Genomic DNA, 15,470 nt, shown 5'->3' on the forward strand with positions numbered 1-15,470 from the left:
TTTAAAATGGAGCTTATCACGAAACGTAAAAGTAAATTTTGTGATTATCGCAAAATTCAGTAATTTACCTTATGTTTCAAACTACTTTTTTACAGCACTTAAAAAATGAATTACCAAAAAACACCTCAACTATTGATGCAGTCGCTACAGCATTAGATATAAGTTATGATGCTGCACATAGGCGTGTAAGTTTAAAAAGCAAATTGTCTTTAGACGAAAGTATTGCCTTAGCTAAATATTACAATCTATCTTTAGATCGCTTATTTGAAACCACATCTACGGAGTTTGTGAGTATTGAAAAAACAAAGCATATTGAAAACGAAACCGAATTGCAACGTTATTTTGAAGCCTCTTACCAATCACTATTACCTTTATTAAAGCAAAAGAATAGCACCCTATTATACTCGGCTAAAGACATTCCTTTATTTTACAATTTAAACGGCGACCCTTTAAGTCAGTTTAAATATTATGTGTGGCTAAAGTTATTAGACCCTAAACTGGCTAATAAAAGTTTTGATAATTTTGCGCCTAGCCCATCTTTAATTGAAGCGGGAAAACAACTAGGCAGTTTATATAGTAATTTAAACACGCAAGAAGTTTGGGATATTACGACTATTAACAGTACTCTAAAACAAATACACTTTTACTTTGAGGCTGGACAGGTCAAATCTAAAACTGCATTACTATTGTGTGATTTACTAAAACAATTAATTACGTCAATTTTTACCAAGTTAATTTCTGAAGACCATACTTTTTCGTTATATTATAATGAATTACATTTAATGAATAACAATGTTTTGGTTAGCACACCAAATAACCAAATGCTATATGTGCCATTTACATTGTTGTCCTATTACAAAACGGAAGATAAACACACGTGTCAAGAGGCAGAGCACTTTTTGAAAAAGCAATTACAGAACAGTAAATTACTAAATACAACAGGAGAGAAAGAACGCAATCATTTTTTTAATAAACTATTTTCTAAAATCGATGCCTTAAAACAATTAATAGAAGCGACACAGGTATTAGATTTTGAGTAAGCCACAACAGTAAGCGCGTTAAGGATGGAAGTGGCATCCTTTTTTATTTTGCCTGATCTATTTTGTGAAGCATGAACAACATAGGTAAAGTGCAAATAAAAAAGATATAACGGACAGCCTGACGCTTTTAAACCATTTTTTTGGCTTAAAAGGGTAACGCTAAAAAATAATTGCTTTTTTTTGTAACAAATTGTAACTTCTGTACGTATAACTACTGATAGCAAATTATTCACAAATAATAATTACCCTTATTTAGATGAGACAACTAAAAATTACCAAACAGGTTACTAACCGTGAAACCGCATCCTTAGATAAATATCTACAAGAGATTGGGAAAGTTGACTTAATTACCGCAGATGAAGAGGTAGAATTAGCACAACGTATCAAGGCTGGCGATCAAGTAGCTCTTGAAAAACTGACTAAGGCTAACTTACGTTTTGTTGTATCTGTAGCTAAGCAATACCAAAATCAAGGATTAACACTTCCTGATTTAATTAATGAAGGTAACTTAGGATTAATTAAAGCCGGACAACGTTTTGATGAAACACGTGGTTTTAAATTTATATCTTATGCTGTTTGGTGGATTAGACAGTCTATTTTACAAGCGTTAGCAGAGCAATCTAGAATTGTACGTTTGCCATTAAATAAGATTGGATCTATTAATAAAATAAACAAGACTTTTGCTTTCTTGGAACAAGCGCATGAGCGTCCACCAAGTCCAGAAGAAATTGCTAAGGAATTAGACATGACTATTAACGATGTTAAGGAGTCTATGAAAAATTCTGGTCGTCACGTAAGTATGGATGCACCATTAGTTGAAGGTGAAGATTCTAACTTATATGATGTACTAAACTCTGGTGAGTCACCAAATCCAGATCGTGAATTATTACACGAATCTTTACGTACTGAAATTGAACGTGCTTTAGAAACACTAACGCCTCGTGAAGCTGATGTTATTAGATTATACTTTGGTTTAGGTAACCAACACCCAATGACTTTAGAAGAAATTGGAGAAACGTTTGACCTAACTAGAGAACGTGTTAGACAAATTAAAGAAAAAGCTATACGTAGATTAAAACACACGTCTAGAAGTAAAATATTAAAAACTTACTTAGGATAAAACCTGAGTTACGATAACAAACAGTTATTCATAACTGTTCGTTTTTTGATTGATGAAGAACCCGAAGCTGATTACTTCGGGTTCACTCATTTTAGACACTAAATCTTTATACTTTTATTTTTTTATTATTATTTATGGGTATGTTAAAAACCATTTGTTACAAAAGCGATGTCAATAAGACACTACAACTCTTGGAGTTTGAAGCTTTATTTAATCAAACACAATTAAAAAACGACAGTCATAATATTACTGGGTTTTTAGTTAAAAGAAACGATGTGTTTTTTCAGGTTTTAGAAGGTAACCCTATAATTATAGACACTGTTTACGAGGACATAAAAAAAGACCGTAGACACTCCAATATTACTGAGTTTTTAAACACGTCTATCCCACAATTAAGTTTTAAAACGTTTGACATAGGTTATTCTGTTATTAAGGATGTTGACACACTTTATAGCTTACAACAGTTTGTTGCTAATTTAAACCAGCAAAAACATGAAAACAGTCCATTGTTTTTAGAAATAATTGAAGGCCTATTAAGTGACCACTAATAAAAAACCTTAGCTTTGTAAAAACAACACAAAACTAAAAAAATGTCTTCAAAATTAATTGCTCCGTCAATGCTCGCTGCCGATTTTGGTAACCTGCAACGCGACACAGAAATGGTAAATAATAGTGATGCCGACTGGTTTCATATTGATGTTATGGATGGTCACTTTGTACCAAACATATCTTACGGAATGCCGGTAATTGCTGCCATAAAAAAACATGCTAAAAAGCCTTTAGACGTCCATTTAATGATTGAAAAGCCAGAGCGCTACATTGAGGAGTTTGCAAAGGTTGGTGCAGATATAATTACTGTACATCATGAGTCTACAGTCCATTTACACCGTACTTTAAGACAAATTAAAGATGCTGGTTGTAAAGCTGGTATTGTTCTTAACTTAACAACACCTATATCCGTTTTAGAGGACATTTTACCAGAATGTTATATGGTGCTACTAATGTCTATCAATCCTGGATTTGGTGGTCAAAAATTTGAAGAAATCACTTATCAACGCGTTAAAAAATTGCGTAAAATGATTGATGAGCAAGGTCTTGACACTAAAATTGAAATTGATGGTGGTGTTACTGATAAAAACATTAAAAAACTTGTAGAAGCAGGTGCTGATGTTTTTGTAGCTGGTAGTCATGTTTTTAAAAGTGACAATCAAACCGAAACTATAAAAAACCTTAAAGCATTAGCTAACAGTTAAAATATAAAAAGGCTCCAAAATATGGAGCCTTTTTTTAATTACTTAATTAATATATTATCCCTAAAACTGATTGATTAAGTAATTAATTAAATCTGTTGTAGTAACAATACCAACCAAAACGTTATTATCTACAACAGGCAATGCGTGAAATTCTTTTTTTGCTAATAATTGAGCGACTTCTTTAATAGTCGTGCTGCTAGATACACTTACCAAGTTTTTTGCCATTACCTGCTCTATTGTAAACATGTTATAGACCACACTTTCTACATCCACAGCATAATCGTCCGCAGCATCTGCAAAACTAATTCTGAGTAAGTCTGTGTAACTTAACATACCAATTATTTGATCTCCACTAACCACAGGAATATGTCTTATGTTATGGGCTTTAAATAATTTTTCTGCTTGTTCTAGATCGTCAGTCTTATTTAAAGCAATGACATTACTTGTCATAATTTCTGATATTGGTGTTCTTTTTTTCATGGTGATAGCTTTTATTAATACCTTAAAGTTAAGATTAATAGTGCTAAATAAACATGATAAAAGTCAGTAGAAATAGAATTAATATCCTGAGAAATTAAAATTAAGCATGCGCTTTACTTTATTATAGATTTCTGGAAATTGGGATTTAAATGCTTTTGGAGTTTCGATAAAATTTTCAATCAAGACTGCAATAAATTCAAAGTCATTTGTAAAGGCGTAATCTCTAAAATATTCAGATTGTTTAATTTTGTTTTTATAGTTACTGTCTGCATTAATAAAATCCGTTACCTCTTGTAATCCGCTCAGAAACAAATAAGACGACACACTATTTTTATACCCCGTTTTTAAAGCACTTAAATGTATGGCGTGAATAAACTCATGAATCCCTAAGTTTATATTATCGTCTTCTATTTTATAACCGATTAAAAAATCTTCCCACGAGAATATTACCGCTTTAAAACCCGGATTAAAGTGTCCTTTATGATGCGCTTTATCCAGGTTAGAGTAAAAGCTAGAGGGATAAACTAATATCTTATCTACTAATTTGATGGCATAATCACGATATCCAAAGGTTAACATTATTGCTGTAGCAGAAATTAAAACACGTTGTTGCTCTGTAATAACTAAATCTTCCTTACCAATAAATTCCGTAGTACTTAAAAATTTATGAACTCGATGTCTAAAATAACGTTGCTCTTTAGATTTTAACGACTTATAAAACCTAAATTCGGTGTCAAGAATATGTTTCTGTTTAGGGCTTAAATCTCTTATACGAAAGTAAAAATGTCTAAATAAAGGTTTACCTCCAATATAATCTACATAGATACTTTCTATTAAATTGAAAAACCAAACAAGTGCTGCAACCACAACTACAATAGATAATATAATAGCAAGACCACCAATCACGTATTTATCGATCAAGGGGTTTTCTTGTAATTCTGTAGAAACGTGTTGAAGCATATGAAGTAAATCTTATTTTAAAACGTATTGTTCTGCCATCTTCACAAAGTCAGAAATTTGTTCAGCTTTCCATGCTGCTGTTTGATTTAATTCTTCTCTAATAAGCTCTCCAACCAATGGTGCTATTTCTATAGCTGCTTTAGCATCTAAAAACAAAACACGAACCCGTCTAGCAAGCACATCATCAATAGTTCTAGCCATTTCATTTCTTACAGCCAAAACAACTTCCGCCTTTGTAAATTGTAAACGTGGATGTAAGCGTACTGATAAGTCTGGATTTTCTGTAATTAAATCCGCAATAAGTGTTTGATCTGTTCCATAAATATATAAATGATTGGATCTATCCACTATCCCATTTGCACCATGTATTAGCAAGTCTTTTGTTTTACATTTTAATTTTGGCAACTTTTTAAGTGCGATTACTTTATTAATAGTATCCTGCGCCATTCTCCTATAGGTCGTCCATTTTCCTCCAGTAATTGTAATCAATCCAGAAGATGACACGATAATTTTATGGCTTCGTGAAATTTCTTTTGTTTTTTCAGAATTATCCTTTGGAGCAGCCAATGGTCTTAATCCTGCAAAAATGCTAAGCACATCTTTTCTAGTTGCCTTTTTATTTAAATATTTATTTGCTGTTTGAAGAATAAAGTCAATTTCTTGCTCTAATGGTTTGGGTTCTAAACTATGGCTATCTAATAAAGTATCTGTAGTACCAACTACAACTTTATTATGCCAAGGCACCAAAAATAACACCCGACCATCCTCTGTTTTAGGAATCATGATAGCATCATTACCTGGTAAATAAGATTTATCAAAAACTAAATGAATCCCTTGACTAGGTCGTATAGACGTTTTAGCGCTTATATTATCCATTTTTAATACTGCATCAGAGAACACACCTGTGGCATTAATGACAACTGCTGCATTTAGCTTATATTCTAATCCCGACTCTGTATCTTTTGCAACAACACCATTAATCTTACCATCCGTATTTTTGAGTAACGTATTTACCTTAAAATGATTTAAAACAGTTGCTCCGTTTTCTATACAACTTTGTGCGATATTAACAGCTAATCTAGCATCATCAAATTGCCCATCGTAATACACGACACCTCCTTTTAATTTATCGTTTTTTAAGGTTGATAACCGGGATACCGTTTCTGACTTATTAATCCTTGTAGATTTTCCAAAACTTAACTTACCAGATAATAGATCGTACACTTTTAATCCAAGCGTATAAAAAGCGGAATCAAACCATCTATAATTAGGTATAATAAAGGACTGCTTACTTACTAAGTGAGAAGCATTTTTTAACATCAAACCTCTTTCATATAAAGCCTCACGTACTAAATCCACATTTCCTTGTGCTAAATATCTAACACCGCCATGTACTAGTTTTGTGCTTCGGCTAGAGGTCCCTTTTGCAAAATCCACCTGTTCCAACAATAAGGTCTTATAACCTCTTGTTGCGGCGTCCAATGCAACACCCAATCCTGTTGCGCCACCACCAATAATAATGACGTCCCAATTTAGATTAGATTTTACCTGGTTTACTAAAGTTTCTCTGTTAAACATCTTATAGTTAAAAATTACAATGTTTACCAAATATATAAAATACCAACTGTTTACACGACAAACCTAAAAGAAGCTAAACAGATGAATTAAAACAATACTAAAATGGAAAATAAAAGAAAACAAAAAACCAGAATTAAAATTGAATACACTCAACTTTAACTCTGGTTTTTTGTTGTTTATTCGTGACCTCGAGAGGATTACTAACTGATCTAAAAAATGCCCTTTGAAAATTAAAAATACTTATTTACAAATTCAAGCGCGCTTGATTGGACTTACCCAATAGATTACTTCGCTACGCTACGTGATCCTCAAAGCTCAGCTTTGAAAATAAAAAAGTTGCACTTACAAATTCAAGCGAGCTTGATTTGACAATCCGAAGGGATTACTCCGCTGCGCTACGTGATCCTCAAAGCTCAGCTTTGAAAATAAAAAAGTTGCACTTACAAATTCAAGCGAGCTTGATTTGACATGCAACTTTTTTATTTATTCGTGACCCCGAAGGGACTCGAACCCCCAACCATCAGAGCCGAAATCTGACATTCTATCCAGTTGAACTACGAGGCCTAACTTATTAAGACAATTTAGCCTTTACAATAGTAGAAATTGTTTTTCCGTCTGCCTTACCAGCTAATTCACCACTAACCATTCCCATGACTTTACCCATATCTTTCATGCCTTCTGCTCCTGTTTTAGCTATTACAGCCTCAACCACTTTAGCAACATCCTCATCACTCATAGCTTCTGGTAAAAATTGAGAGATTACTTCAGCTTCAGCTAATTCTGGAGTCGCTAAATCCTCACGCCCTTGCTCTAAGAATATAGCAGCACTATCTTTACGTTGCTTTACTTGCTTTTGAAGTATTTTAAGTTCTTGCTCTTCTGTTAACTCTTCTTTTGCACCATTTTCTGTTTGTGCTAATAATATAGCTGACTTAACCGCTCTTAATGCTGTTAGCGCAACTGTATTTTTACTTTTCATTGCCACCTTTAAGGCTGTCATTATATCTGTAGATAAACTCATCTTTTTTATGATTTATTTGAGCTACGAAGATAATAAATAGTATTTAGTTTACTGTTTATAAGTCTCACGGAGCAGTTACTTATTTATGGTTAAAAAAACCCGAGAAGTTTGAGGGAACTTTTCGGGTTAGAAATGGATTAATATAATTTATTAGTCCTGCTATTAAATAGGTTTAATACTAATAATCTTTATTAATTATGATTGGTATTAATCTACATTATCATGTAGGAAAGAATTATTACTTCTTAACTGAATATCATCATTATCATCTACACCTAAAGAGGTTCTAGAAATATTATTATCTGAAGAATGTTGACTATCATTAAGCTCTAAACCTTGACGTTTATAAGCTGGAATTTTCTCAATATCTTCAATTTTAGAACTATTAAACTTGTGGTTAAAGTTTTTCATTTTCTTTCTACGCTCATCTGCTCTACTTTTTAGTAATTCAGATATTGGCGTATTCATTGGATCTACTTCAGCATCTGCATCAACTTCAACCGCTTCAGTTTCTACTTGTTTTCTTTCAAAAACAACTTCTTTATCAACCTCAACTTTTGGTTCTGCTACTTTATTTATTGTAGACTCTGCCTCAATATAATCATCTAAAGCATATCTTACTTCTCCTTTTTCCGAGTTTTCAGTTACAGGAATAACTTCAACAAAATCGTTAACTTCCATGTTATTGATATCGTCTGACAAATTCATTATAACCGGAGCTTCTTCTTCAACAATAGTTTCTACTACTGGTTCTGATAAAGGCATGTCAAAGCTTAAAGTAATTTGTTGTTTTTTCTCTTCTTCAACTTTAACAAATTCAATATTATTAACATTAGAATCTATAATATTAAATTCTTCTGTCTCATCAATCACCACGTCTACTTCGCTGTACTTAACGTCAATATTTTTTATAAACTCGCTAGTAGGAATTAAATCTAAATCTTGGTAACTGTTGTTTTTAGGCTTATTAACTTGTGTAATTTCGATATCAGATAAATCTTCTTCATCTAAATCTAATTTATGTTTAACAATAGCTTGAGGTGCTTCTTTTTTATCTTCTAACTCTATTGTAGGCATGATTATAGTAGGCTCTTTTTCTTTTCCTGTTAAATCTTGCTCCATGTTTTGGTCATCTTCCAAAGCATGAATTACCTTTTTAGTTTCTGTATTACTTATCTCGTTTTGTTGTTCTACATCAAAACCTGTAGCAATAATTGTTACAGCAATAGACTCTTCAAGGTTATCATCCTCTCCAACTCCCATAATAATGTTTGCACCGTGACCCGCTTCATTTTGAATATGATCATTGATTTCTCCTATTTCATCAATAGTAATTTCCTGAGCACCAGAAACGATTAGCAACAATACGTTTTTAGCTCCAGTAATTTTATTATCGTTTAATAAAGGTGAATCTAATGCTTTAGATATTGCTTCATGTGCACGATTTTGACCTGATGCAGAAGCAGATCCCATAATAGCAGTACCGCTATTACTTAGTACTGTTTTAGCATCACGTAAATCAATGTTTTGTGTGTAATGGTGTGTTATTACCTCTGCAATACCACGGGCAGCAGTAGATAATACTTCGTCAGCTTTAGAGAAACCGGCTTTAAAACCTAGGTTTCCGTATACTTCACGAAGTTTGTTATTATTAATAACTACTAAAGAATCTACTTCTCTACGTAATTTTTCAATCCCTTCTTGGGCTTGTTGGTTTCTCATTTTACCTTCAAACTGAAAAGGCATTGTTACAATACCAACCGTTAAAATGTCTAAATCCTTAGCCATTTTAGCAATAATTGGTGCTGCACCTGTACCTGTTCCACCACCCATACCTGCTGTGATAAAAATCATTTTGGTATTAGTATCCAACATGCGTTGTAGATCGTCAAAACTTTCTACAGCTGACTGCTCTCCTACATCTGGATTAGCTCCTGCCCCTAACCCTTCGGTTAAATTAAGACCTAATTGGATTTTGTTTGGTACACCACTGTTTTGTAAGGCTTGCGCATCTGTATTACAGATTACAAAATCCACCCCTTTTATTCCTTGAAGAAACATGTGGTTAATAGCGTTACTACCTCCTCCACCTACACCAATGACTTTAATCACATTGGATTGGTTTTTTGGAAGGTCGAATGATATGTTTTCGAATTCGTTGTTGCTGCTCATAAATTCTATTTTACTGGATCAATTATTATTATTCTCGCGATACACACATCGCTTACTTTTTATTAAAATTATTCTGCGTTATCCAAAAAGTCTTTGACTCTGTCTGTTAACGTATCTAAAAACGACTTACGTTGTTTTTTAGGTGGTTCTATTTTTTCTATTTCAGCTTCTGCTTGCGTAACTTCCTCTTGTGCTATAACAGCCTCTTCTTGTGCTTGGATAGCTTCTTCAATTTTAGCTTCGGCTTTTTTACGATCTTGACGTTTTAACCCATCCATTACTAATCCTACCGCTGTTGCGAATAATGGGCTAGTAATAGTATCATCACTATCTCCTGCTAAATGTTCGTTTGGGTACCCTATTCTAGTATCCATACCTGTAATATATTCTACTAACTGCTTTAAGTGTTTTAATTGGCTTCCTCCACCTGTTAATACAATACCAGCTATTAGTTTCTTTTTTTGCTCTTCGTGACCGTAGTTTTTAATCTCTACGTACACTTGTTCTACAATCTCCACAACTCTAGCATGAATTATTTTAGACAAGTTTTTTAAAGTAATTTCTTTTGGGTCACGCCCTCTTAAACCTGGGATAGAAACAATTTCATTATCCTTGTTTTCTCCCGGCCAAGCACTTCCAAACTTAATTTTAAGTAATTCGGCTTGCTTTTCTATTATAGAACACCCTTCTTTGATATCTTCTGTAATAACGTTTCCTCCAAAAGGAATAACTGCAGTATGACGGATTATACCATCTCTAAAAATGGCTAAATCTGTTGTACCACCTCCTATATCAATTAAGGCAACTCCTGCTTCTTTTTCTTCTTGACTAAGTACTGCGTTTGCACTAGCTAAAGGCTCTAAAGTAATACCCTCCAAAGTTAATCCTGCACTTTGCACACAACGACCAATGTTTCTGATAGATGACACTTGACCAACTACAACATGAAAATTAGCTTCCAAACGCCCACCATACATACCAATTGGTTCTTTGATTTCGGCTTGACCGTCAATTTTATACTCTTGTGGTAATACATGGATAATTTCCTCTCCAGGTAACATCACTAATTTGTGCACTTGATTTATTAACCTATCAATATCATCATCATCAATAACCGTTTCGCTATTTGGTCTTGTTATATAGTCACTGTGTTGTAAACTTCTAATGTGTTGCCCAGCAATACCAACAGTTACACCTTCAATTTTAGTTGCTGCTGCAGCTTCTGCTTCTTGAATAGCTAGCTGAATGGATTGTATGGTTTGCGTTATGTTATTTACTACACCACGATGTACACCTAAACTTTTAGCCTTACCTATGCCCAAAATTTCGACTTTACCATAATCGTTCTTACGACCAATCATAGCTACAATCTTAGTTGTACCTATGTCTAATCCTACTGCAATGTTCTGTTCCATAACTTATGCTTTTGTACACACAACTTGACTACCAAATTGTAAGTTTACTTTACTGTAATTATTTAAGGTTTTATCTTTTGTGGCTTTTAAATAGAAGGCTTTTAGATTGTTGATTTTTTTATCCAATTGCTCTAAACTGCCTATTTTGACTACAAAATTACACTGTCTTAACTTAAGATCTATAGTATTATCCTTATTTTGTTGAATTTGTACTACATGTTTTTTCAAAAACTCATCTTTTTGAATTTTTGTTGCTATTTCATGAATCCTTCCTAAGTCTTTTTTGTCCACAATACCGGTTACAATTGGGACACGTTCTGTGTAGTTTTTTGACAGAGGCATAAAGCCACCATTACTGTCTACATAAAAAGAAGTCTCGTCTATAACTCTAGCAATAGGCATTTTTTGTTTAACCTTAGCTACCAAATTTCCGGTAACACTAACGTAAACATCTGCAAACTCGATAATTGGATTTGCGTTTAGGGTACTTTCTAACAAATTCAAATCTAAAATTTCTTTGGACTTGTTGGTAGCGTTTTGTTGATTTTGTATTAACAACTTACTAACATCTTCATGCGTAATAAATAGGTTTTTATTACCCACAAATTCCACTAGAGGTTTTGACACTTCTCGCTTAGCATTTCTTACTGAAGAAAACGCATACAAAAACACCACTAAACCTAGTAGTACCATCATTTTTATATAGTCCCAATTAATCTTCATTAATTAATGCTTTTTTAATTTTTGCAACTTCAACTCCTATATCTCCGGCTCCAATTGTCAATACAATTTTTGCACTACTTTGCTTTATACTGCTAATTAGATCCGTTTTTGATACTAATTTTTTGTTTTCATTATCTATTAGACTCAACAACCATTCCGATGTCACGCCTTCAATAGGCAATTCTCTTGCTGGATAAATATCCAACAAGATAACCTCGTCAAACTGCGACAAACTTTTCCCAAATTCGACTGCAAAATCCTTAGTCCTAGAAAATAAATGTGGCTGAAAAACAGCTACAACCTTATCCTTTGGATACATCTCACGCACTGCTTGATGTACCGCATTAATTTCTTCTGGATGATGTGCATAATCATCAATAAAAACTAAATCATCCGTTTTAATCTGATAGGTAAATCTGCGTTTAACCCCTAAATACGATGCTAATGCTGCAACAAGCTGTGGTCCAGAAATACCATACTCTATAGACATAGCCAAAGCCACTAAGGCATTAGATAAATTATGTCTTCCCGGCAAATTAAATTTAAAATCTTTGAACACTGTTTCTGGTGTTTTAACATCAAAAACATAAGCCCCATTTTCTATTCTTATATTTTGAGCAGTATAATCTGCATCATCTTCTATTCCGTAAGTAATCCCATTTAAAGGCAACCCATTTTTAACAAACAACTTCCCATTAGGCTTTAGCTTTCTGGTAAAATCTTCAAATGTTTTAATTAACTCTGAAGCATCACCATAAATATCCAAATGATCCGCATCCATAGACGTTATACACGCCATATCTGGACTTAATGTCAAGAAAGACCTATCAAACTCATCTGCCTCTACAACACTAACTTTGTCACCGTTTAATATTAGATTAGAATTATAATTTTCGCTAATCCCACCTAAAAAAGCAGTCAACTTAACATTACATTCATTTAATAAATGCCCTAAAATACTTGTCGTTGTTGTTTTACCATGCGTACCAGCAACAGCAAGACAAAATGTATGCTCTGTTATTAGCCCTAAAATTTCAGAACGCTTTAAAACCGTAAACCCATTATTTTTAAAATAGGTTAATTGCAAATGACTTTTAGGTACTGCAGGCGTATACACAACCAAGGTTGACTCTGAATCTAAATAACATCCCTCCACATTAGCCATAGCATCTTCAAAACACACCGTTACACCTAAATCCTGAAGACTATTAGTAATATCTGTTTGTGTTTTATCATACCCAGACACCTGCTTACCACTTGCTTTAAAATAGCGTGCAATAGCAGACATACCGATACCTCCAATACCAATAAAATAAATGTTATGTATCTTTTTTAAATCCATTATTTGTTTAGCAATTTTTCAACCTCGTCCGCGATGTCTTTGGCTGCGTTTACTAATGCTAATTTTTTTATATTTTTACTTAACTCTTCTTGTTTTTCTTTTGAAGCCACTAACTGCCCAAACTTATTTTTAAAGTCTACTTTTAAATCGTCTTGTGCAATTAAAAGCGCTGCGTTTTCATTAACTATTGCCGATGCATTTTTAGTCTGATGGTCTTCCGCCACATATGGAGAAGGCACAAAAACTACAGGCTTCCCAACGATACACAACTCACTAACAGAACCAGCTCCCGCACGAGATATTATAAAATCTGCAGCAGCATAGGCATAATCCATTTTATTTATAAACTCATGTATTTGAACATGCTTTGTATTACCGTACAACTTATAACTCTGATAATACAACTTACCACATTGCCAAATCACTTGTATGTTTAGTGTTTGTAAAAAATCTAGTTCATTAACCATTAACTCGTTAATTGCTTTAGCTCCTAAACTACCACCTAACACTAAAAGCGTCTGCTTACTTTCAACTAAATCAAAATACTTTATTGCCTCTGCTCTTTTAGAAGAAATATCTAATAAATCCTGACGTACAGGATTACCTGTTTTTATAATTTTTTCAGCAGGAAAAAAGCGTTCTAAACCGTTATAGGCCACACATACTTTTTCGGCTTTTTTAGCCAGAAACTTATTTGTAATACCTGGAAATGAATTTTGCTCTTGAATTAAACTAGGTATTCCTTTATACGTTGCAACTTGCAACAATGGACCACTTGCAAAACCACCAGTTCCAATAACTACATCTGGCTTAAATTGTTTAATTATCTTTTTCGCATTCCATAAACTACTAATTAGTTTAAACGGAAACATCATGTTTTTAAGTGTAAGCTTACGCTGAATACCTGATATCCAAAGCCCTTTTATAGCATAACCAGCCTGAGGCACTTTCTCCATCTCCATTCTATCCTTTGCACCAACAAACAAAAACTCAGCATCAGGATAACGCAACTTAAGCTCGTTAGCAATTGCTATAGCAGGATAGATATGACCACCCGTACCACCACCTGATAAAATAATTTTATATGTTTTATTTTTACTATTCACTGTTATATTTTAATCCTCCAACGCCTCAGACAACACCTCTAGCGGGTTATCTACATCGGTTTCTTTTTCTTTATTAATTAACTCTTCTCTTTTTGCGCTTACACTTAAAATAATTCCAATAGCCAAACAGGTCATCCAAATACTAGTACCTCCACTACTAATTAAAGGTAGTGTTTGCCCCGTTACAGGAAACAACTCTACAGCCACCGCCATATTTATCATTGCTTGAAAAATTATTGGCAAACCAACACCTAACACAAGTAACTTACCAAAAACGGTATCTGCTTTTTGAGACACTATTATTATTCTAAATAGCAACCACATATACAACACCATTAATGCAAAGCCACCAATTAAACCGTATTCTTCAACAATAATTGCATAAATAAAATCTGATGATGATTGTGGTAAAAAGTTTTTCTGAATACTTTTCCCTGAACCAACACCAACAATTCCTCCAGAAGCAATTGCAATTTTCGCCCTTTCTATTTGATAATCTTCTTTTGAATCCTCTCCGTTAAAAAAACTTTCTACACGACTTATCCAGGTATCAACACGGTTAGGCATAGCATCTGGAAATGCTTTAGCAACCAACACAAACATGGCTAAACCAACAATACCAGCCAGACCCATCGCTATTAAATAACGTAAAGGATACCCACCTAAAAACAACAACGCACAAGCCATCACAAAAATAATAGCGGTTGTAGAAAAATTGGAAGGCAAAATTAATGCTAACACTAAAAACACCGGAATCCAAAGCGGTAAAATTGACTCTTTAAACGTAATTATTTTGTCTTTAATTTTTGATAAGTAACGTGCTATATAAACCATTAACACCACTGCTGCCAACGTAGATGTTTGAAATGACATATTAACAAAAGGTATACTTATCCAACGACTTGCATTAGCCCCATCAATAGTAGTTCCTTGCAATACCGTTAAAATTAACAATACAAAAACCACAGGCATCATAACCATTGACAACCCTCTAAAGTATCTGTATGGTATTTTATGTACACCGTACATAATAGAAAACCCTAAAAACAAATGCATAAAGTGTTTTACAAAATATGCAAACGTACTTCCGTCACCACTAATATTTACTAAATTACTAGCAGCACTATAAACAGGTAAAAACGAAAATATAGCCAACAGTGCTGATATAGCCCATATTAACTTATCTCCCTTTATATTATTTATTATTGAATTTTGCATTACCTCACAATCCCACCTAAACAGGCTTTTACTTGTTTTTTT

At 33.5% G+C, this 15,470-nt stretch carries 14 protein-coding genes and 1 tRNA gene; 4 read left to right on the plus strand and 11 right to left on the minus strand.

What is annotated here, in order from left to right; genetic code table 11:
• The first annotated feature begins 71 nt into the window (after positions 1-71).
• The 4 genes from CXF54_RS14520 to rpe all read left to right on the plus strand — a co-directional run bounded on the left by CXF54_RS14520 (position 72) and on the right by rpe (position 3,413).
• A complete protein-coding gene (locus tag CXF54_RS14520) occupies positions 72-1,040 on the plus strand; it encodes a hypothetical protein (RefSeq protein WP_101204060.1) in 969 nt (322 codons plus the stop codon).
• A 256-nt stretch (positions 1,041-1,296) separates the two neighbouring features.
• Entirely contained in the window at positions 1,297-2,160 is an 864-nt protein-coding gene (locus CXF54_RS14525) for an RNA polymerase sigma factor RpoD/SigA (RefSeq protein WP_090837891.1), read from the plus strand.
• A 140-nt stretch (positions 2,161-2,300) separates the two neighbouring features.
• On the plus strand, positions 2,301-2,708 hold the full coding sequence (locus CXF54_RS14530; RefSeq protein ID WP_157823477.1) for a BLUF domain-containing protein: 408 nt from the start codon (positions 2,301-2,303) through the stop codon (positions 2,706-2,708).
• A gap of 42 nt (positions 2,709-2,750) precedes the next feature.
• The gene (rpe, locus tag CXF54_RS14535) at positions 2,751-3,413 is read left to right on the plus strand and encodes a ribulose-phosphate 3-epimerase (RefSeq protein ID WP_090837894.1); all 663 of its coding nucleotides are present in this window, start codon (positions 2,751-2,753) and stop codon (positions 3,411-3,413) included.
• 60 nt (positions 3,414-3,473) lie between these two features.
• On the opposite strand, the gene CXF54_RS14540 is transcribed toward rpe, so the two are convergent.
• From CXF54_RS14540 to CXF54_RS14590, 11 genes are all read right to left on the minus strand, one after another.
• Positions 3,474-3,893 carry a CBS domain-containing protein gene (locus tag CXF54_RS14540; RefSeq protein WP_101204061.1) on the minus strand — a complete coding sequence of 140 codons (420 nt, stop codon included), beginning with the start codon at positions 3,891-3,893 and terminating at the stop codon, positions 3,474-3,476.
• 78 nt (positions 3,894-3,971) lie between these two features.
• Positions 3,972-4,853 (minus strand): zinc-dependent peptidase, encoded by an 882-nt coding sequence (locus CXF54_RS14545; RefSeq protein ID WP_101204062.1) that lies wholly within the window; start codon positions 4,851-4,853, stop codon positions 3,972-3,974.
• Positions 4,854-4,865: 12 nt separating this feature from the next.
• The gene (locus CXF54_RS14550) at positions 4,866-6,431 is read right to left on the minus strand and encodes a glycerol-3-phosphate dehydrogenase/oxidase (protein WP_101204063.1); all 1,566 of its coding nucleotides are present in this window, start codon (positions 6,429-6,431) and stop codon (positions 4,866-4,868) included.
• Positions 6,432-6,921: 490 nt separating this feature from the next.
• Positions 6,922-6,995, minus strand: a tRNA-Arg gene (locus CXF54_RS14555).
• Between the two features lie 7 nt (positions 6,996-7,002).
• Complete coding sequence (locus CXF54_RS14560) at positions 7,003-7,452, minus strand: GatB/YqeY domain-containing protein (RefSeq protein ID WP_090837902.1); 450 nt, start codon at positions 7,450-7,452, stop codon at positions 7,003-7,005.
• Positions 7,453-7,659: 207 nt separating this feature from the next.
• Positions 7,660-9,624 carry a cell division protein FtsZ gene (gene ftsZ, locus CXF54_RS14565; protein WP_101204064.1) on the minus strand — a complete coding sequence of 655 codons (1,965 nt, stop codon included), beginning with the start codon at positions 9,622-9,624 and terminating at the stop codon, positions 7,660-7,662.
• A gap of 68 nt (positions 9,625-9,692) precedes the next feature.
• Positions 9,693-11,039, minus strand: a complete 1,347-nt coding sequence (gene ftsA / locus CXF54_RS14570) for a cell division protein FtsA (RefSeq protein WP_101204065.1) — start codon at positions 11,037-11,039, stop codon at positions 9,693-9,695.
• Between the two features lie 3 nt (positions 11,040-11,042).
• Positions 11,043-11,762, minus strand: a complete 720-nt coding sequence (locus CXF54_RS14575) for a cell division protein FtsQ/DivIB (RefSeq protein WP_101204066.1) — start codon at positions 11,760-11,762, stop codon at positions 11,043-11,045.
• Positions 11,752-13,104 (minus strand): UDP-N-acetylmuramate--L-alanine ligase, encoded by a 1,353-nt coding sequence (gene murC / locus CXF54_RS14580; protein WP_101204067.1) that lies wholly within the window; start codon positions 13,102-13,104, stop codon positions 11,752-11,754. The genes CXF54_RS14575 and murC overlap by 11 nt, the downstream gene beginning before the upstream one ends.
• Complete coding sequence (murG, locus tag CXF54_RS14585) at positions 13,104-14,210, minus strand: undecaprenyldiphospho-muramoylpentapeptide beta-N-acetylglucosaminyltransferase (RefSeq protein WP_101204068.1); 1,107 nt, start codon at positions 14,208-14,210, stop codon at positions 13,104-13,106. Before murG ends, murC begins: the two co-directional genes overlap by 1 nt.
• A gap of 9 nt (positions 14,211-14,219) precedes the next feature.
• Complete coding sequence (locus tag CXF54_RS14590) at positions 14,220-15,428, minus strand: FtsW/RodA/SpoVE family cell cycle protein (protein WP_090837915.1); 1,209 nt, start codon at positions 15,426-15,428, stop codon at positions 14,220-14,222.
• Positions 15,429-15,470 lie beyond the last annotated feature (42 nt).

This window comes from Olleya sp. 1-3 (assembly GCF_002836085.1).
GTDB classification, from domain to species: Bacteria; Bacteroidota; Bacteroidia; order Flavobacteriales; family Flavobacteriaceae; genus Olleya; species Olleya namhaensis.